This is a genomic window from Amycolatopsis ponsaeliensis (assembly GCF_030182635.1).
In the GTDB taxonomy this organism is placed as follows: domain Bacteria; phylum Actinomycetota; class Actinomycetes; order Mycobacteriales; family Pseudonocardiaceae; genus Amycolatopsis; species Amycolatopsis ponsaeliensis.
On the sequence record NZ_JAPZLD010000022.1, the window covers coordinates 21,008 to 38,038 of the forward strand.

16 protein-coding genes are annotated in these 17,031 nt (G+C 72.2%); 9 read left to right on the forward strand and 7 right to left on the reverse strand.

Features of this window, described 5'->3' with window-relative positions:
- Positions 1-3: 3 nt before the first annotated feature.
- Both QQ657_RS29720 and QQ657_RS29725 read right to left on the reverse strand, forming a co-directional pair.
- Positions 4-768, reverse strand: coding sequence for an SDR family oxidoreductase (locus tag QQ657_RS29720; protein ID WP_284745561.1), 765 nt, complete (start codon positions 766-768; stop codon positions 4-6).
- A 17-nt stretch (positions 769-785) separates the two neighbouring features.
- Positions 786-1,931: an acyl-CoA dehydrogenase family protein gene (locus QQ657_RS29725; protein ID WP_284745562.1), complete on the reverse strand. Its 1,146-nt coding sequence runs from the start codon at positions 1,929-1,931 to the stop codon at positions 786-788.
- 82 nt (positions 1,932-2,013) lie between these two features.
- Here QQ657_RS29725 and QQ657_RS29730 point away from each other — a divergent pair, with 82 nt between their 5' ends.
- From QQ657_RS29730 to QQ657_RS29750, 5 genes are read left to right on the forward strand one after another with little or no spacing between them, the layout of a single operon-like run.
- On the forward strand, positions 2,014-3,546 hold the full coding sequence (locus tag QQ657_RS29730; RefSeq protein ID WP_284745563.1) for a FadD3 family acyl-CoA ligase: 1,533 nt from the start codon (positions 2,014-2,016) through the stop codon (positions 3,544-3,546).
- Positions 3,543-4,388 (forward strand): enoyl-CoA hydratase, encoded by an 846-nt coding sequence (locus tag QQ657_RS29735; protein ID WP_284745564.1) that lies wholly within the window; start codon positions 3,543-3,545, stop codon positions 4,386-4,388. Before QQ657_RS29730 ends, QQ657_RS29735 begins: the two co-directional genes overlap by 4 nt.
- The gene (locus QQ657_RS29740) at positions 4,388-5,518 is read left to right on the forward strand and encodes an acyl-CoA dehydrogenase family protein (RefSeq protein ID WP_284745565.1); all 1,131 of its coding nucleotides are present in this window, start codon (positions 4,388-4,390) and stop codon (positions 5,516-5,518) included. The genes QQ657_RS29735 and QQ657_RS29740 overlap by 1 nt, the downstream gene beginning before the upstream one ends.
- A complete protein-coding gene (locus QQ657_RS29745; protein WP_284745566.1) occupies positions 5,515-6,450 on the forward strand; it encodes an acyl-CoA dehydrogenase family protein in 936 nt (311 codons plus the stop codon). Before QQ657_RS29740 ends, QQ657_RS29745 begins: the two co-directional genes overlap by 4 nt.
- Positions 6,447-7,484, forward strand: coding sequence for an acyl-CoA dehydrogenase family protein (locus QQ657_RS29750; protein ID WP_284745567.1), 1,038 nt, complete (start codon positions 6,447-6,449; stop codon positions 7,482-7,484). Before QQ657_RS29745 ends, QQ657_RS29750 begins: the two co-directional genes overlap by 4 nt.
- Here the strand turns inward: QQ657_RS29750 and QQ657_RS29755 are convergent.
- The 3 genes from QQ657_RS29755 to QQ657_RS29765 all read right to left on the reverse strand — a co-directional run bounded on the left by QQ657_RS29755 (position 7,481) and on the right by QQ657_RS29765 (position 11,539).
- A complete protein-coding gene (locus QQ657_RS29755; RefSeq protein WP_284745568.1) occupies positions 7,481-9,295 on the reverse strand; it encodes a flavin-containing monooxygenase in 1,815 nt (604 codons plus the stop codon). The genes QQ657_RS29750 and QQ657_RS29755 overlap by 4 nt on opposite strands.
- An 89-nt stretch (positions 9,296-9,384) precedes the next feature.
- The gene (locus tag QQ657_RS29760) at positions 9,385-10,560 is read right to left on the reverse strand and encodes a helix-turn-helix domain-containing protein (RefSeq protein WP_284745569.1); all 1,176 of its coding nucleotides are present in this window, start codon (positions 10,558-10,560) and stop codon (positions 9,385-9,387) included.
- A gap of 235 nt (positions 10,561-10,795) precedes the next feature.
- Positions 10,796-11,539: a sigma-70 family RNA polymerase sigma factor gene (locus QQ657_RS29765; protein WP_284745570.1), complete on the reverse strand. Its 744-nt coding sequence runs from the start codon at positions 11,537-11,539 to the stop codon at positions 10,796-10,798.
- Positions 11,540-11,624: 85 nt separating this feature from the next.
- On the opposite strand from QQ657_RS29765, the gene QQ657_RS29770 reads away from it, so the two are divergent.
- A complete protein-coding gene (locus QQ657_RS29770; RefSeq protein WP_284745571.1) occupies positions 11,625-12,305 on the forward strand; it encodes a TetR/AcrR family transcriptional regulator in 681 nt (226 codons plus the stop codon).
- A 78-nt stretch (positions 12,306-12,383) separates the two neighbouring features.
- Positions 12,384-13,382, forward strand: coding sequence for a TerC family protein (locus QQ657_RS29775; protein ID WP_284745572.1), 999 nt, complete (start codon positions 12,384-12,386; stop codon positions 13,380-13,382).
- Here the strand turns inward: QQ657_RS29775 and QQ657_RS29780 are convergent.
- Positions 13,362-13,778 (reverse strand): VOC family protein, encoded by a 417-nt coding sequence (locus QQ657_RS29780; protein WP_284745573.1) that lies wholly within the window; start codon positions 13,776-13,778, stop codon positions 13,362-13,364. The two genes, QQ657_RS29775 and QQ657_RS29780, sit on opposite strands and share 21 nt — an antisense overlap.
- 22 nt (positions 13,779-13,800) lie before the next feature.
- Here QQ657_RS29780 and QQ657_RS29785 point away from each other — a divergent pair, with 22 nt between their 5' ends.
- On the forward strand, positions 13,801-14,460 hold the full coding sequence (locus QQ657_RS29785) for a GntR family transcriptional regulator (protein WP_284745574.1): 660 nt from the start codon (positions 13,801-13,803) through the stop codon (positions 14,458-14,460).
- 10 nt (positions 14,461-14,470) lie between these two features.
- On the opposite strand, the gene QQ657_RS29790 is transcribed toward QQ657_RS29785, so the two are convergent.
- Positions 14,471-15,247 (reverse strand): TetR/AcrR family transcriptional regulator, encoded by a 777-nt coding sequence (locus tag QQ657_RS29790; protein WP_284745575.1) that lies wholly within the window; start codon positions 15,245-15,247, stop codon positions 14,471-14,473.
- 46 nt (positions 15,248-15,293) lie between these two features.
- On the opposite strand from QQ657_RS29790, the gene QQ657_RS29795 reads away from it, so the two are divergent.
- On the forward strand, positions 15,294-16,853 hold the full coding sequence (locus QQ657_RS29795) for an FAD-dependent monooxygenase (RefSeq protein WP_284745576.1): 1,560 nt from the start codon (positions 15,294-15,296) through the stop codon (positions 16,851-16,853).
- Positions 16,854-17,031: the final 178 nt, after the last annotated feature.

Here is a 17,031-nt window from a genome sequence, read left to right on the forward strand (position 1 = left end):
CTCCTAGGGGTGCTGGCTGCTGACGGAGATGACTTCGCCGGTGAGGTAGCTCGCGTAGTCGCTGGCGAGGAAGACCATGACGTTGGCGACCTCCCACGGCTCGGCGGCGCGCCCGAACGCTTCGCGCTTCTCCAAATCGCGCAGCAGTTCGTCGCTGGTCACCTTGGCGAGGAAGGGATGCATGGCGAGGCTCGGCGCGACGGCGTTGATCCGGACGCCGTGCTCGGCGGCGTCGAGGGCCGAACACCGCGTCAGGGCCATGACTCCGGCCTTCGCGGCGGCGTAGTGCGCCTGCCCGGCTTGGGCCCGCCAGCCGATCACCGACGCGTTGTTGACGATCGCCCCGCCGCCGCCTTGGGCGACGAACTGCCGCAACGCCGCGCGGGTACACCGGAAAGTCCCGGTGAGCGTGATGTCGAGAACGCGGGACCACTCGTCGTCGGCCATGTCCAGTACGGACTTCGTGCCGCCGAGCCCGGCGTTGTTGATCATGACGTCGAGGCGTCCGAAGTGGTCGACCGCGCCGTCGATGAGTGCCTGGACCTGGTCCTCGGCGGTGACGTCGCAGGGAATCGCGTGCACCTTGCCGAGCGAAGCCAGCTCGGCCGCTTTCTCGCCGAGCCGCCGTTCGTGCCAGTCGGAGATGACGACGCTCGCGCCCTCTTCGAGGCAGCGCTTCGCCACGGCGGACCCGATGCCGGTGCCGGCCGCGGCCGTGACCACGACGATCTTGCCGGAGAGGAGGTCGTGGCCGGGTACGTTTTTCAAAGACGCTGTCTGGGGGATCACGGGCGTGCCTCCCTCGGCAGGCCGAGCACGCGCTCGGCGATGATGTTCCGCTCGATCTCGTCCGAACCGCCGTAGATCGTGTCCGCGCGGGTGAACAGGTAGAGCAGCTGGGCGTCGTCCAGTTCGGCGCCGGCCGCGACCAGGGACCGCGCCCCGCGGGCACGCATCGCCAGCTCGCCGAGCCCGCGGTGCCACTGCGCCCACAGCAGCTTCCCGACGGCGACCTCGGGCCCGGCGGGTCGGCCGAGGGTCCGCAGCGCGTGCGCGCGCAGGACGCGCAGGCCGATCCGGGCGCGGGCGAGGTCGGTGCGCAGCAGCGGGTCGTCGTAGGTGCCGGTCCGTTTCGCATCGGCGACGATGTCGTCGAGCTCGCGGCGGAAGCCGATCTGCTGGCCGAGTGTGGAGACGCCGCGTTCGAAGCCGAGGGTGGCCATCGCGATCTTCCAGCCGTCGCCGGGCTCGCCGACGACCATTTCGGCCGGCGTCCGGGCGTCGTCGAAGAAGACTTCGTTGAACTCCGACGTCCCGGTCAGCTGCTGGATCGGCCGCACGGTGACGCCGTCCTGGCGCAGGGGCACCAGGAGGTAGGACAGGCCGTGGTGGCGCTGCGACCCGGGTTCGGTGCGGGCGACGACGAAGCACCAGTCGGCCACGTGCGCCAGCGAGGTCCAGATCTTCTGGCCGTTGACCACCCAATCGCCGTCGCGCCGGACCGCCGACGTCGAGACGGCGGCCAGATCGGACCCGGCGCCGGGCTCGGAGTAGCCCTGGCACCACAGCTCTTCGACGGCGACGATCTTGGGCAGGAACCGTTTTCGCTGCTCGGGCGTGCCGAAGGCGATGAGCGTCGGGCCGAGCAGCTGCTCGCCGATGTGGTTGACGCGCGCGGGCGCGCCCGACGCCGCGTACTCCTCATGGAAGGCGACCTGCTCGCCGAGGGACAGGCCGCGCCCACCGTGCTCGACCGGCCAGCCGACGCACGTCCAGCCCGCCGCGGCGAGGTGCCGTTCCCAGGCCAGGCGCAGGTCGAACGCCTCGTGCTCGCGTCCCGGGCCGCCGAGGCCGCGCAGCTGAGCGAACTCGCCGGTCAGGTTGTCCGCGAGCCAGTCCGCGACCTCGCGGCGGAATCGCGTCGGTTCCACGCTCGCCTCCTTGCTGCCGGCCCGGTCCGGGACCTAGGGTAATGAGAACACGTTCTAGTTTGCCGGTCCAGAGGAGGGTGTGGTGGGACAGACCACGATCCCGGCCGTCGTCCGCGATGCCGCCGCGAAGTTCGGCTCGGCGGAGGCACTGGTCGACGGCTCCCTGCGGCTCGGGTTCGACGACCTTCTGGAACGTGTTCAGTCGGTCGCGCGGGCCTTCCTCGCCCGCGGCGTCCGGCCCGGCGACCGCGTCGCGATCACCCTCCCCAACACCCACCACTGGGTCCTGACGGCACTCGGCGCGCTCTACGCGGGCGCGTCGCTGGTGCCGGTCAACACCCGGTTCACCGCCGCCGAGACCGTGGACCTGCTGGTCCGCAGCCGGGCGAAAGCCCTGGTCGTGGCGGCCGACTTCCTCGGCACCGACCGCCACGCCGCGATCGTCGCGACCGGCACGGATCTGCCCGACCTCGGCACCGTCGTCCGGGTCGCCCTGGAGCAGCCGCACCGGCCGGTCGGGGGCGCGCTCGGCTGGGACGAGTTCCTCGCGCTGGCGGACGGCGTGCCCCTCGCCGAAGCCGAGGCACGCGCGGACGCGGTCAAGCCGGACGACGTCAGCGACATCCTGTTCACCTCGGGGACCACCGGCCGCTCGAAGGGCGTGCTGTCGGCCCACCGCCAGGTCGTCGGCGTCGCCGCGGCCTGGGCGGACTGCGGCCGGGTCACCGCCGAAGACCGGTACCTGGTGATCAACCCGTTCTTCCACAGCTTCGGCTACAAGGCCGGGATCGTCGTCGGCCTGCTGACCGGCGCGACGATCGTGCCGCAGGCGGTGTTCGACGTGAAAGCCGCGCTGGGGGTGATCGACCGGGAGCGGATCTCGGTGCTGCCGGGCGCGCCGACGATCTTCCAGTCCCTGTTGCACGAGCCGGAACGCGGCGACCTTTCGTCGCTGCGGCTAGCGGTCACCGGCGCCGCGGACGTGCCCGCCTCGCTCGTCCGGCGCATGCGCTCCGAGCTGGGCTTCGACATCGTCCTCACCGCGTACGGCCTCACCGAAGCCGTGGTGGTGACGATGTGCCGCCCGGGCGACGACGCGGAACTGGTCGCGAAGACGTCCGGTCGCGCGACCGCCGGGTTCGAGGTCGAGATCCACGGCTCGCCGGGCGAAGTGGTCTTGAGAGGACCGAACGTGATGCTCGGTTACCTCGACGACCCCGAGGCGACCGCGAAGGCCGTCGACGAGGCTGGCTGGCTGCACACCGGTGACGTCGGCGAACTCGACGACGCCGGGAACCTGACGCTCACCGGCCGGCTCAAGGACATGTACATCTGCGGTGGCTTCAACGTCTACCCGGCCGAGGTCGAGCACGCCCTCACCGAGCTGGCGGGCGTCCGCGACGTCGCCGTCATCGGCGTCCCGGACGAGCGGCTCGGCGAGGTCGGCAAGGCCTTCGTCGTCGGCAGCGGCCTGACCGAGGCCGACGTCATCGCGTTCTGCCGCGAACGGCTCGCCAACTACAAGACCCCGCGGTCGGTCGCGTTCCTGGACGCGCTGCCCCGCAACGCTTCCGGCAAAGTGCTGAAGCGGCTGCTCAGTGAGGAGACGAAATGAGCGAAGACGTCGTCCGCTACGAGCGCCGCGGGCCGGTCGCCGTGGTCACCATGAACCGGCCCGACTACCGCAACGCCCAGAACTCGGCGATGACCTACGCCCTCGACGACGCCTTCGCCCGCGCGGTGAACGACGCCGAAGTCAAGGTGATCGTGCTGGCGGGCGAAGGAAAGCACTTCTCCGCCGGCCACGACATCGGCAGCCCGGGCCGGGACGCCGACCAGTCGTTCGACCGGCGCGCGGTGATGTGGTGGGACCACACCGACCGCGTCGGCGGCGACCAGCGGTTCGCCCGCGAGTCCGAGGTCTACCTGGGCATGTGCCGGCGCTGGCGGGAGATCCCGAAACCGATGATCGCGAGCGTCCAGGGCGCCTGCATCGCGGGCGGGCTGATGCTCGCGTGGGTGTGCGACCTGATCGTGGCGGCCGACGACGCGTTCTTCGCCGATCCGGTGGTGCGCATGGGAATTCCTGGTGTCGAGTACTTCGCGCACCCGTGGGTGCTCGGGCCTCGGGCGGCGAAGGAGGTCCTGTTCACCGGTGAGCGCTTCACCGTCCAGCAGGCCAAGGAATGGGGGATGGTCACCCGGATCGTCCCGCGCGCGGAGCTGGAACAGCACACCCTGGAGCTGGCGGAGAAGATCGGCGCGATGCCGCCGTTCGGCCTCGCGCTGGCGAAGAAGGCCGTCAACCAGGCCGAAGACCTGATGGGGCTGCGGTCCGGAATGGACTCCGTGTTCGGGCTGCACCACTTGGCGCACGCCCACAACGCGGAGACATCGGAGGACTCGCTAGGCGGGCAGTCCGCCCGGTCCATGCGCGACGCGAACAAGGGGGCTTGATGGACCTCGACATCGACGAGGCGTCCGCGGCCTTCCGCGACGAAGCCCGGGACTGGCTCGCGACGCACGTCCGGGCGTTGCCGTCGATGGACACGGCCGAAGGCTTCGCGGCGCACCGCGAGTGGGAGGCCGAACTCGCCGAGGCGCGGTGGTCGGTCGTGTCGTGGCCGCGCGAGTACCACGGCCGGGACGCCTCGATGCTGCAGTGGCTGCTGTTCGAGGAGGAGTACTACGCGTCGGGCGCGCCGGGCCGGGTGAGCCAGAACGGCATCTTCATGCTGGGCCCCACGCTGTTCGCGCACGGCACGCAGGAGCAGCGTGACCGCATCCTGCCCGCGATGGCCCGCGGCGACGAAGTCTGGGCGCAGGCGTGGTCGGAACCCGAGGCGGGCAGCGACATCGCGGCGTTGCGCAGCACGGCGGTCCGGACCGACGGCGGCTGGCGGCTTTCCGGGCAGAAGACCTGGAGTTCGCGGGCGTCCTTCGCGGACCGGGCGTTCGGCCTGTTCCGCACGGACCCGGACGCGCAGCGCCACCACGGCCTGACCTACTTCATGGCCGACCTGCGCGCCGACGGCGTCACGGTCCGGCCGATCCCGCAGCTGGACGGCGAACCCGGGTTCGCGGAGATCTTCTTCGACGACGTCTTCGTGCCCGACGAGGACGTGATCGGGGAGGTGGGCCAGGGCTGGCGGGTCGCGATGACGACCGCCAACAACGAGCGCGGCCTGTCGCTGCGCAGCCCGGGCCGGTTCCTCGCCGCCGCCGGCCGGCTCGTGGATCTCTGGCGGGCGCAGGACTCGCCACCGTCCACACAGGACCGTGTCGCCGACGCCTGGATCGGCGCCCGCGCCTACCAGCTCTACACGTTCGGCACGGTGAGCCGCCTCGCCGACGGCGGTGAGCTGGGCCCGGAGTCCAGCGTGAACAAGCTGTTCTGGTCGCACCTCGACGTCGAGCTGCACGAGACCGCCCTGGACGTGCTCGGCCCGGCCGCCGAGACCGACCGCGACTGGGTGGATGGCTACCTGTTCTCCCTCGCCGGGCCCATCTACGGCGGCACCGACCAGATCCAGCGCAACACGATCGCCGAACGGCTGCTGAAACTGCCGAGGGAGGCGCGCCGATGAAGTTCCAGCTGTCGCCGGAACAGCGCCAGTTCTCCGCGTCGCTGCACGACCTGCTGGGTGGCGCGGACACCGCCGCGGTCGCGCGGGCCTGGGCCGCGGGTTCGCCCGAGCGTGGCTTGAAGCTGCTGCGCGCGCTCGCCGACCTCGGCGTCCCCGCGCTGCTGGTCGACGAGGACCACGGCGGGCTCGGCGGGTCCGCGGTCGACCTGGTGGTCGCCTTCGAAGCGCTGGGCTACCACGCCGTGCCCGGCCCGCTGGTCGAGACGGCCGCCGTGGCACCCGCGGTGCTGACCGGCGACCGGCTCGCCGCGCTCGCCGGGGGCGACCTCCTGGCCACGGTCGTCGCGCCGCCGGAAGTCCCGCTCGCCCTGGACGCCGACGTCGCCGGCGTGGTCCTCGACCTCAACGAGGGCGAAGTCTCCGGCGTCGGGACCGAGCTCGTCCGGTCGGTCGACCCGGCCCGGCGGCTGTTCCGGATCACCGGGACCACGCGCCCCACCGCCGCCGATCCGGTCGCGTTCGACCGGGGCGTCCTGGCCGTCTCCGCCCAGCTGCTCGGCGCGGGCCAGTGGCTCCTCGACGCCTCGGTCGCCTACGCCAAGCAGCGCAGCCAGTACGGCCGGGCCATCGGCGAGTACCAGGCGGTCAAGCACCTGCTCGCCGACGTCGTGACCCAGCTCGAGCTCGCCCGGCCGCTCCTGTACGGCGCGGCCGTCGCCGGGGACACGTTCACCCGGGACGTCTCGGCGGCGAAGGTCATGGCGGGCGACGCCGCGTACCTCGCCGCGCGCACGGCCCTCCAGGTGCACGGCGCCATCGGCTACACCGCCGAACACGACCTCGGCCTGCGGCTGACGAAGGTGCGGGCCCTGGCCGGGGCCTGGGGAACCAGCTCGTTCCACCGGGCGCGCGTCCTGGCGGGGCTGCGATGACGGATCCTTTCGAGTCGGAAGAGTCCGTCGCCCTGCGGGACGCGGTGCGGTCGCTGCTGACCCGCCGGTCGGCGCCGGAAGCGGTGCGGGCGGCGATGGAGTCGCCGCTCGGGTACGACGACAAGCTCTGGTCGACGCTGTGCGAGCAGATCGGCGTCGCGGCCCTCGCGATCCCCGAGCACTACGGCGGCGCGGGCGCCGGCCTGGCCGAGGCCTGCGTGGTCCTGGAAGAGCTCGGCCGCACGCTCACCCCCGCGCCGATGCTCGGCTCCGCGGTGTTGTGCGGCGAAGCGTTGCTGCGCACCGGAAACGACGAAGCCTGCGAACGGCTGCTGCCGGGGATCGCCGCGGGCACGACCCTCGCCGCGCTGGCGTGGTCCGACGAAGACTGGGCGCCGGGCTTGACCGCGTCGGAAACCGGTCTCGACGGTCGCGCCCACTACGTCCTCGACGGTGACCTCGCCGACGTCCTCCTGGCCGTGGCCCGGACGTCCGAGGGCATCGGCTTGTTCGAAGTCCCGCTCGACGGCGTCCGCCGGGAGCGCGTCACCACGCTGGACCCGACCCGCCGGCTGGCGGTCGTGGAGTTCGCCTCGACGCCGGCCCGGCGCCTCGACGCCGACGGCTTCACCCTGCGGAAACTACGGGACACGGCCGTCGTTGCCGTCGCCGCGGAACAGGTCGGCGCGGCGGCTCGCGCGCTGGAACTGACGGTGGAGTACACGAAACAACGGCGTCAGTTCGGCCGGGCGATCGGGTCGTTCCAGGCGCTGAAGCACCGGATGGCCGACGTGCACGTCCACGTCGAAGCGGCCCGCTCGGCGCTGTACGCGGCCCTGGTGGACGGTGACGCCGAAGCCGTGACGACCGCGAAAGTCGTGTGCAGCGAGGCGTTTTCCCACGCGGCGGCGGAGATGGTCCAGCTGCACGGCGGCATCGCGATCACCTGGGAGCACGACGCGCACCTGTACTTCAAGCGCGCCCACGGGACGGCCTTGCTGTTCGGCGATCCCGCGAGCGCGCTCGGTTCCTAGGACAGGTGGTGCCGCTCCTGCAGCCCGTAGACCGGCGTCGGGATGCCTTCCGCACGGGCCTTCAGCTGCAGGGCCAGGTAGAGCGAGTAGTGCCGGGACTGGTGCAGGTTCCCGCCGTGGAACCACAGCCCTTCCTGCTGGGTGGGCTTCCACATGTTGCGCTGCTCGCCCTCCCACGGGCCCGGGTCCTTGGTCGTGTCCGAGCCCAGGCCCCACACCTTGCCGACCTTGTCCGCGACCTCCTGGCTGATCAGGTCCGCCGCCCAGCCGTTCATCGAGCCGTAGCCCGTCGCGTAGACGACCAGGTCGGCCTCCAGCTCGGTGCCGTCTTCGAGCTTCACCGAGTTCTCCGTCAGCTCGACGACCTGGCCGTGCGCGAGCTTGACGTCGCCGTTGGCCACCAGGTCGGCCGCTCCGACGTCGATGTAGTAGCCCGAGCCGCGGCGCAGGTACTTCATGAAGAGGCCGGAGTCGTCGTCGCCCCAGTCGTGCCGGAAGCCCGCGCCTTCGAGGCGGTCGTAGAACTCCTGGTCGCGGTCCTTGATCGCCGCGTACACGGGCTGCTGGAACGTGTGCATGATCCGGTAGGGGAGTGACGCGAAGGTCAGGTCCGCCTTCTGCGTCGTCATGCCCGCGGCGAGCGCGCGTTCCGAGTAGAGGTCACCGAGGCCGAGGTCCATCAGCGAGTCCGACTTCACGATGTGCGTCGTGCTGCGCTGGATCATCGTCACGTCGGCGCCGGCTTCCCACAGCGCGCCGCAGATGTCGAACGCCGAGTTGTTGGACCCGACGATCACGGCCTTCTTACCGCGGTAGGCGTCCGGGCCCGGGTGTTTCGAGCTGTGGTGCTGCTCGCCGCGGAAGCGATCTTGCCCGGGGAGTACCGGGACGTTCGGCTTGCCCGACATGCCGGTCGCGAGCACCAGGTGCTTCGGCTTGAGGACGACTTCTTCGCCGTCGCGGTCGAGGACGACCGTCCATTCTTTCGTTTCTTCGTCGTAGGAGGCGCTCGTGCAGGTCGTCGACGACCAGTAGTTCACCTCCATGACCCTCGTGTACATCTCGAGCCAGTCGGCGATCTTGTCCTTCGGCGCGAAGACCGGCCAGGTGCGCGGGAAGTCGAGGTAGGGCAGGTGGTCGTACCAGACGGGGTCGTGCAGGCACAGGGACTTGTAGCGGCCGCGCCACTGGTCGCCCGGCCGTGCGTACCGGTCGACCACGACGTGGTCCACGCCGAGCTGGCGCAGCCGGGCGCCGAGCGCGATCCCGCCCTGCCCGCCGCCGATGACGACGACGTACGGCTGCCGCGTCGTGCCCAGTTCGTCCGCTTCCGCTTGCCGCGCTTCGGACCACGTGACGCGCTCGCGGTTGACGCCGTGCTCGGCGCCCTTCGGCCGGGTCGTGCCGAGCGGCTCTTCGTGGCCCTTGAGCTCGTGCAACGTCGTGAGGAAGGTGAACGCGCCTTCGCCGGTGAGCCGCAGGTGCCCACGGCCGCGGCCGGCGACGGTCTCGAACCCGATCCACGCCTCGACGACGCCGTCGGACTCGGTCGGCTCCTCGGTGGCGTGGAAGCCGTGGGCGTCGGCGGTGTCCATCGTGGCGAGGAGGAGGTCCTTCACGCCGTCCCGGTTCTCGACGGTCTTCAGGTTCCAGGTGAACGCGATCAGGTCGCGCCAGAACGACGTCGTCGCGAACAGGGCGGCGGCCCGGTCGGCGTCCCGGGCCGCGAGCGCGGCCTCGAAGCCGGCGAGCCAGCCTTCGACGCGCTGCCGGGCATCGACGGCCGCGGCCGGTTCGAGGGTCTGGGTCATGAGCGGACCTCCCCGTCTCGGGCACCGTCTTCGTCGGCGGCGCGTCCGAGCAGCCAACCCCGGCGGGCCGGGTCCGCGTAAGGGTTGCCCTAGGGTTGCATCAGCACGACTTCGACACCGGGCGCGACCCGGTACGGGCGGGCGAGCAGCAAGCCGCCGATCAGCTTGCGCAGCCGCGACAGCTCCGCGCGGACGGTCACCAGGTGCGTCCGGTCGCCGTAGACCGTCTCCGACAGCTGCGCGGCCGACACTCCGGCCGGGCCCGCGGTCGCGATCAGCCGCAGCAGGTCCGCCTGCCGCCGGCCCAGCGGATGCGTCCACCGCGCCGACCCTTCGACGATCGCGCGCGGCGGGTCGAGTTCTAGGGTGAGCCTCAGGGTTTCGCGGCGACTCGGCCGCAGCAGCCAGCCGCCCGGCACCGGCTCGGGCTCGCACGCCCCGATGCCGCGAACCGCGACGGGAATGCCGTGGCGGGGTGCGGCGACGCGGTCGATCCCGAAGACGCCGCTGCGGGCGGCGACCCAGCCGTGGTCGTCGACGACGAGCCCGGGCCCACCGGCGAGGACGTGCCCGGACAGCTGCCGGAGACCTTCGAGCCGGGCCTCGTGCCGCTGCCGCAGGACGGCCTCGGCCAACCGCACCGACGTCCCGACCAGGGCGACGGTCATCGGGTGGACGGTCTCGGCGGGCCCGCTGACGTCGACGATCCCGAGCAGCTCGCCGGTCCGCGGGTCGTGCACGGGGTAGGCGGTGCAGGCCCAGGAGTGGTGGGAGCGCACGAAGTGCTCGGCGGCGAACATCTGCACCGGGGCGGCCTCGGCCAGCGCCGTCCCGATCGCGTTGCTGCCGATGGCGGGTTCGGACCAGGTGGCGCCTTCGGTGAAGCCGAGCGAGTCGGCGCGGTGCCGGACGCCGCGGGCGCCCTCGCGCCAGAGGACGACGCCGTCCGCGTCGGTGACGACCATCAGGTGGTGCGCGTCTTCGGCGACCGACGTCAGCGCGCCGCGGAGTTCGGGGAGGACTTCGCCGAGCCGGCAGACCGTGCGTCGCCGTTCGACTTCGGCGGCGCCGACGGGATCGGGTGCGGGCGGCCGGTCGGGATCGACACCCTGCGCGGCGACGCGACGCCACGAGCGTTCGACCAGCCGTCTCGGCGCGGTCCGAGGCGCCCGCCCGGAGAGGACGGCGTCGTGGATGCCGGCGAGCAGCCGGGCGTGCCCGGCGACGTCGGTGCCGGGCCGGACCGCGCAGACTTCGTCGTCCACCGCCACCTCCTGGGCCGGGCTTCACGGTAACCCGGAGCAGCGGGGTCAAGGCAACCTCCACGCAACGGTGGTCCGCTCGCCAGACGTCTTGAATGAGTCATTCAGGTCTTCGGAGGTCCTGAATGACTCATTCAGGACGGGGCCGGCCCGGCTGGCGTACCTGTGCAGTCGGCTCGTGGACCGCGTTGGCCGACTGTCCAGGTACGCGAGCCGACCCTTCGGGTACGTGCGGCTGCTAGCCGGTGAGGCGGGCTGCCAAGCCCGGGAGCTCGCGGTTCGCTTCGTCCAGGCCGGTGGCCACCGTGCGGCACGAGCCGCAGCCCGCGATGTGGTCGGCGACCACGCTCGCCCGGCGCGGGGACAACGCTCCCCGGACCCACGCGCCCATGCGCCGGCGGGGTTCGCGGCAGACCGGCTTCTCGGCGTCGGGGACCTGGACCTGCAGGTACGCCTGGCGCAGCCCCTCGCGCGCCCGCATCGCCAGCGCCGACACGCTGTTCGGCGTCAGGCCCAGGAGCGGGGCCGCCTCCGTCGGCGTGTCGCCTTCGGCCTCGGTGCGCCAGAGCACCGTCCGCCACCGGCCCGGCAGCGTGCAGTACGCCGACCACACGAGCTTCTCGTTCGACCGGTGCAGGGCCAGCTCGTCGGCGCCGCTCGACGACGTCTCGGGCACCGTTTCGCACAGCTCGACCCGGCTGCGCTGCCGGCCCCACCGCGACACCAGGTTCCGCAGCGTCACCACGAGGTACGGGCGCAGGTCGCCGTCCGGGCCGCCGCCCGCGTGCACGACGGCCAGCACCCGGACGAACGTCTCGGCCACCAGGTCGTCGCGTTCCGCGGGCTGCACCGCCCACGCCGCCGCGGTCCGGCGCAGCGGCTCGGCGTGCCGGCGGAACAGGGCGCCGCCGGCGTCGAAGTCACCGGCGCGGAGGGCGGCGAGCAGCACGGCGTCCGGCGGCTCCTCGTCGACGTTCCTCATTGTCACTCTCCGCGACCTTCTGGCACCCAAAGTAAGAGGTACGGCATCGTACGCCATAGTGCACCCGCCGGTACACTTCGTGCCGATGACATCGACGGACAGGCCGCGGCCTCCCGATGGCCGGGCCGCGCGGTGGGCCGGCCAGCGCGACCGCCGCCGCCGCGAATTCGTCGAGGCGGGCCTACGTGCGATCGCCCGGCACGGGCCCGAGGTGTCCACCGAGCAGATCGCCGACGAAGCCGGCGTCGCCCGCACGCGCCTCTACCGGCACTTCGACGGCGCCGCCGACCTGCAGCACGCGATCGCCGCCCGGGTCGCGGAGCTGATCACCGCGGAGTTCGCGCCCCTGTGGAACCCGAGCGGCACGCCGATGGAGCTGATCCGCTCGGCGATCGGCGCGCACACCCGCTGGCTGGCCGAGCACGGCTCGCTCTACCGCTACCTGACCCGGCACGCGATGGACGGCGCCCCCGACGTCTTCGCCGACGGCAAGACCGCCATCGCGCGGCAGCTGACCGTGGTGTTCGAGCACTACCTCGGACTGTTCGGAGTGGACACCCGCGTCTGCGAAGCGGTCGCCTTCGGGCTGGTCGGCCTGGTGGAGTCGAGCACCTCGCGCTGGCTGGAGAACCCGCGCGGCGTCGACCGCGCCGAGCTGGCCGCGCTCCTGGCCCGCTGGGTCTGGCGGATCGTCGACGACACCCTGCGCGCCGGCGGCCTCGAGCTCGACCCGCACATCGAGCTGGCGGCGGCCAACCTCGCCTGAGGTGTCCACTGTGGACTCCGGGTGCGCGTTCGCGTTCCTGCCCTTACGATCGCCGCAACCACGGGGAGCGGGGGAGCGATGGGCGTCGGCACCTGGCTGGTCACCATCGGCGTCGTGCTGGCGCTGCTCACGGTCGACCTCGTGCTGGCCGCGGTCCGGCCGCACCGGGTCGGGTTCGCCGAAGCCGTCGCGTGGTCGGTGGGCTACATCGCGGTCGCGGTCGTGTTCGGCGTCTGGCTGACGCTGGCCCACGGCGGCGAGTTCGGCACCGAGTACTTCGCCGGCTACATCGTCGAGAAGAGCCTCTCGGTCGACAACCTGTTCGTGTTCGTGATCATCATGACGACGTTCGCCGTCCCGGAGGAGCACCAGCACAAGGTGCTCACGTTCGGGATCATCCTCGCGCTCGTGATGCGGGGGATCTTCATCGTCCTCGGCGCGACGCTCCTCGCACTGTTCTCGTTCATGTTCCTGCTCTTCGGGCTGCTGCTGATCTACACCGGCGTGCAGCTGTTCCGGCACCGCGACGCCGATCCCGACATCGAGCACAACGTCGTCGTCCGGACGGCCCGGCGGATCCTGCCGGTCTCCGACGCCTACGACGGCGGCCGGCTGCTCACCCGCGCCGGCGGGCGCCGGATGGTGACGCCGCTGGTGGTCGTCCTGGTCGCGATCGGCGGCGTCGACCTCCTGTTCGCCCTCGACTCGATCCCCGCGGTCTTCGGCGTCACCGAAGAGCCGTACATCGTGTTCGCCGCGAACGCGTTCGCGCTGCTCGGCCTGCGGGCCCTGTACTTCCTGGTGAAGGGCCTGCTCGACCGGCTCGTGTACCTCTCGGCCGGGCTCGCGGTGATCCTCGCGTTCATCGGCGTGAAGCTGATCCTGCACTGGGCGCACGTCGACCTCGACCCGCGCGTCCCGGAGATCGCCACGCCGGTGAGCCTGGCGGTGATCATCGGCGTCCTGGTCGTCGTGACGGTCGCCAGCCTGGTCAAGACCCGGCGCGACCCGGCCGCGAAGGCGCACCCGGGCTCCTTGCGAGCTGCGCCGGAAGGATCAGACAGCGAAGACCTGTGAGTCGTCCGCGAAAGCCTTGAACTCCAAGGCGTTCCCGGCGGGGTCGAGGAGGAACATGGTCCACTGCTCGCCGGCCTGGCCTTCGAAGCGGACGTAGGGCTCGATCATGAACTGCGTCCCGGCCGCCCGCAGCCGCTCGGACAGGGTCTTGAACTGCTCGACCTCGAGGATCAGGCCGAAGTGCGGCACCGGCACGTCGTGGCCGTCGACGGGGTTGTGGACGCGCTGCGGCCGCTCCGGGGCCAGGTGCGTCACGAACTGGTGGCCGTGCAGGTTCCAGTCGACCCACGTGTCGGAGCTGCGGCCCTGGGCGAGGCCGAGGACTTCGCCGTAGAAGCGGCGGGCGGCGGCCAGGTCGTCGACCGGCATGGCGAGGTGGAAGCGGGGGATCGTCATGTCTGAATGTTAACATCAGGACATGAGTGCTCAAGTGGCTCCCGCGCGCCGGCGCGGGCTCGCCGACGAGGTCGCCGACCGCATCCGCGACGCGATCTTCGACGGGACGTACGCGCCGGGAAGTCAGCTGCGCGAGGTGGAGCTGGCGGAGGCGCTGGGCGTCAGCCGCGGGCCGGTGCGCGAGGCGCTGCTCAAGCTGGACCGCGAAGGGCTCGTCCGTGGTGAATGGCACCGGGGCACGACGGTGACGTCACTGTCCGAAGTGGACGTCGCCGAGCTGGACAGCCTGCGGGCCGCGCTGGAGCAGCTCGCCGTGGGGCTGGTGATCGACCGCGCACCCGGCCTGGAAGCGGTCGACGCCGCCGTGGCCCGCATGGAACGGGCGGCCGACGCGCACGAGATGGTCCGCTGTGACCTCGACTTCCACGACGCGGTCTACGCCGCGGCCGGGCACCGCCGCCTGGGCGAGGCGTGGCAGGCGATCCGGTCGCAGGTCCACCTGTTCCTGCTGACCCGCATCGGCGTCGACACCGACGGCTACCTGGCGGGCATCCCCGCCGAACACCGGCAGCTCGCGGACGCGCTGCGAGCCGGCGACCGGGAGGCGGCGCTCGCGCTGTTCGCGACGCACCGGCAGCACGCGTTCGACATCCTGCGGGGCGCGGGGCGTGGTCACGACTGACCGGCGCCGGTCAATCGAGCCTCTGCAGAGGACTGCTGCGCGGCCTTGGCGCGTCGGGGCGGCCTCGGCGGGGCAGGTGCGTCGCGATCCCGGCCAGCACCCGGTCCAGCCCGGCTTCGAACCCCCGGTTCTGGCGGTCGGTGGCGTGCGGCAGCTCGGCCTCGATCATCACCCGCGTGAAGCGTGGGTACTCGCCGCTGTTCATGATCATCGGGCCGTATTCGCCTTCCCGCTCCATCCACTGCTCGTGGCTGAGCCCCGAACGTCGCGCCGCCTCGCGGTCGGCGAGTTCGCCCAGCACGTGGCCGAGGACGAACGCCGAGACCGTGCCGAGCGCGGCGAGCATGTCGTCGGTGCCGAGGTCCATGCCGTCGAACACCGAGAGCGTGCGCTCGCGCCAGCGGAGGCTGTGCGGGCCGTGGATCGCCCGGCCCGCCAGCACCGACGCGAACCACGGGTGCCGCAGGCAGACGTCCCGCAGCAGGCGGGCGATCGCGCGCAGCCCGTCACGCCAGCCGGCGGGCAGCGTCGTGTCGCGCAGCTCGCCCAGCACCTCGTCACCCATCAGCTCCAGCACTTCGTCCTTTTTGGACACGTACCGGTAGAGCGACGTCGTCCCGGCGCCCAGCTCGGCCGCGACGCGCCGCATCGAGACGGCGTCGAGGCCGTCGGCGTCGGCGATCCGGACGGCGGCGAGGGCGACGTCGCGGCGGGTGTGGGCGGGCTTCGGGCCGCGCGTGCCGTGCTCGGGACGCAGCCAGAGCGGCGGCTGGTCGTTCGCCGGCACCGCGCACCTCCTCCGTTATTGCGAACACTGTACCCAGTTCGCTACCGTGGTCTTACTGAGCACGCTGTTCCGGGTTTTCTGGGGGTACGAGGAGATGGACTTCGACGTCGTGGTGGCCGGCGGTGGCCCAGTGGGCCTGCTGCTGGCAGGCGAGCTCCGGCTGGGCGGCGCCCGGGTGCTGGTCCTGGAGCGTGAGACGGAGACGCCGCGGGCGCGCTTCGGATCGATGGGGGCGCGGGCGCTCAACACCCCTTCGGTGCACGCGCTGCACCTGCGTGGCCTGCTGCCCGAGGTCGAGCAGGCCGCCGCGATGTGGGTCGGCCCGGCCACGCTGCCGCCGCCCGGAGCCCCGATGGGAGACATCTTCGTCGGGCATTTCGCGGGGATCGGGATCCGGGCCGACCGGCTGCGGCCGCCGGGTCCCGGCGACGAGTTCCTCGGCGCGGGCGTCGTCAGCCAGGCCGACCTGGAGGAGATCCTCCGTGCCTGGGCGGGAGTCGAGGTACGGCGCGGCGTCGCGCTGACCGGGTTCGATGCGGACGACGACGGCGTGACCGTCCACACCGGACAGGGCTCGATCCGGGCCGGCCGGCTGGTGGGTGCGGACGGCGGGCGCAGCACCGTGCGCCGCCTGGCCGGGTTCGACTTCCCGGGCGTGGACCCCGTCTTCACCGGCCGGCAGGCGATCGTCGACCTCGACGCGCCGGAGAAGCTCGTCGCGGGAGGCTGGCAGCACGGGGAGAACGGCTCGTACGTGCTCGGCGGCTGGGCCGACGGCGACGGGCCGCCGCGCGTGCACACCGTCGAGTACGAGGTGGGCGAGGACCGGGACGCGCCCGTGACGGCGGAGGAGATGCAGGCCAGCCTGCGGCGGGTCAGCGGCACCGACGTCGCGGTGACGCGCGTGCACGTCGGCACGCGCTACGCGGACACGACCCGGCAGGCGACGACCTACCGGCGCGGCCGGGTGCTGCTGTGCGGCGACGCCGCCCACGTGCACTCGCCCGCGGGCGGACAGGGCCTCAACCTGGGGCTCGGCGACGCGGTCAACCTGGGGTGGAAGCTCGCGCTCGTCGCGCGGAGGCTCGCCCCGGAGTCCCTTGTGGACACCTACACACCGGAGCGGCACCCGATCGGTGAGTGGGTGCAGCGCTGGAGCCTGGCGCAGACGGCGCTGAGCGCACCACGCGGGCCCCGGGCGGAGGCGTTGCGCGGGGTGGTGGCCGACTTGCTCGACACCCCGGACGGCGCCACCCACGTGATCACCGGCATCGGCGGCGGCTGGCAGCACTACGACATCCCGGGCGACTTCCCGCTGATCGGCCACCGGGTCCCGGACTTGGCCCTGGACGACGGAACGACGCTGGCAACCCGCTTCCGCAACGGCGGTGCGGTGTTGTTGGCCGCGGACACGGAAGCGGCGCGGGTGGCGGCGGAGTGGGGGAGCCGGGTCCGCGTGGTGACGGCGCGGCCGTTGGCCTTCCCGGACCAGGAGTTGGCGGCGCTGGTACGCCCGGACGGGTATCTGGCGTGGGCATCGGTCGGCGAGCTGGAGGAGAAGGGCCTGCGCGAGGCGATGACGGCCTGGCTCGGCCCGGCCGGGTAGGTGGGCAGGGAGTGCTGGCCGAGAAGGATCTCTGCGAGGGCGATGCCCATCCAGCTCGGCTTGGCCGGGAAGGCAGGCTCGGCCGGGCCGGATGCGGTGAACGGATCGCTTCCGGTGCCAGGCAACCGGCAAAGTCCCTACCCCGCCAGGATCCACCACACACCGCGCCCGGCAGGGT

Bases quoted from the DNA above. Each gene is read 5' to 3' on its own strand.
- QQ657_RS29735 (WP_284745564.1), top strand. From the start codon at position 3,543: ATGAGCGAAGACGTCGTCCGCTACGAGCGCCGCGGGCCGGTCGCCGTG.
- QQ657_RS29740 (WP_284745565.1), top strand. From the start codon at position 4,388: ATGGACCTCGACATCGACGAGGCGTCCGCGGCCTTCCGCGACGAAGCC.
- QQ657_RS29745 (WP_284745566.1), top strand. From the start codon at position 5,515: ATGAAGTTCCAGCTGTCGCCGGAACAGCGCCAGTTCTCCGCGTCGCTG.
- QQ657_RS29750 (WP_284745567.1), top strand. From the start codon at position 6,447: ATGACGGATCCTTTCGAGTCGGAAGAGTCCGTCGCCCTGCGGGACGCG.
- QQ657_RS29755 (WP_284745568.1), bottom strand. From the start codon at position 9,295: ATGACCCAGACCCTCGAACCGGCCGCGGCCGTCGATGCCCGGCAGCGC.
- QQ657_RS29765 (WP_284745570.1), bottom strand. From the start codon at position 11,539: ATGAGGAACGTCGACGAGGAGCCGCCGGACGCCGTGCTGCTCGCCGCC.
- QQ657_RS29770 (WP_284745571.1), top strand. From the start codon at position 11,625: ATGACATCGACGGACAGGCCGCGGCCTCCCGATGGCCGGGCCGCGCGG.
- QQ657_RS29775 (WP_284745572.1), top strand. From the start codon at position 12,384: ATGGGCGTCGGCACCTGGCTGGTCACCATCGGCGTCGTGCTGGCGCTG.
- QQ657_RS29780 (WP_284745573.1), bottom strand. From the start codon at position 13,778: ATGACGATCCCCCGCTTCCACCTCGCCATGCCGGTCGACGACCTGGCC.
- QQ657_RS29785 (WP_284745574.1), top strand. From the start codon at position 13,801: ATGAGTGCTCAAGTGGCTCCCGCGCGCCGGCGCGGGCTCGCCGACGAG.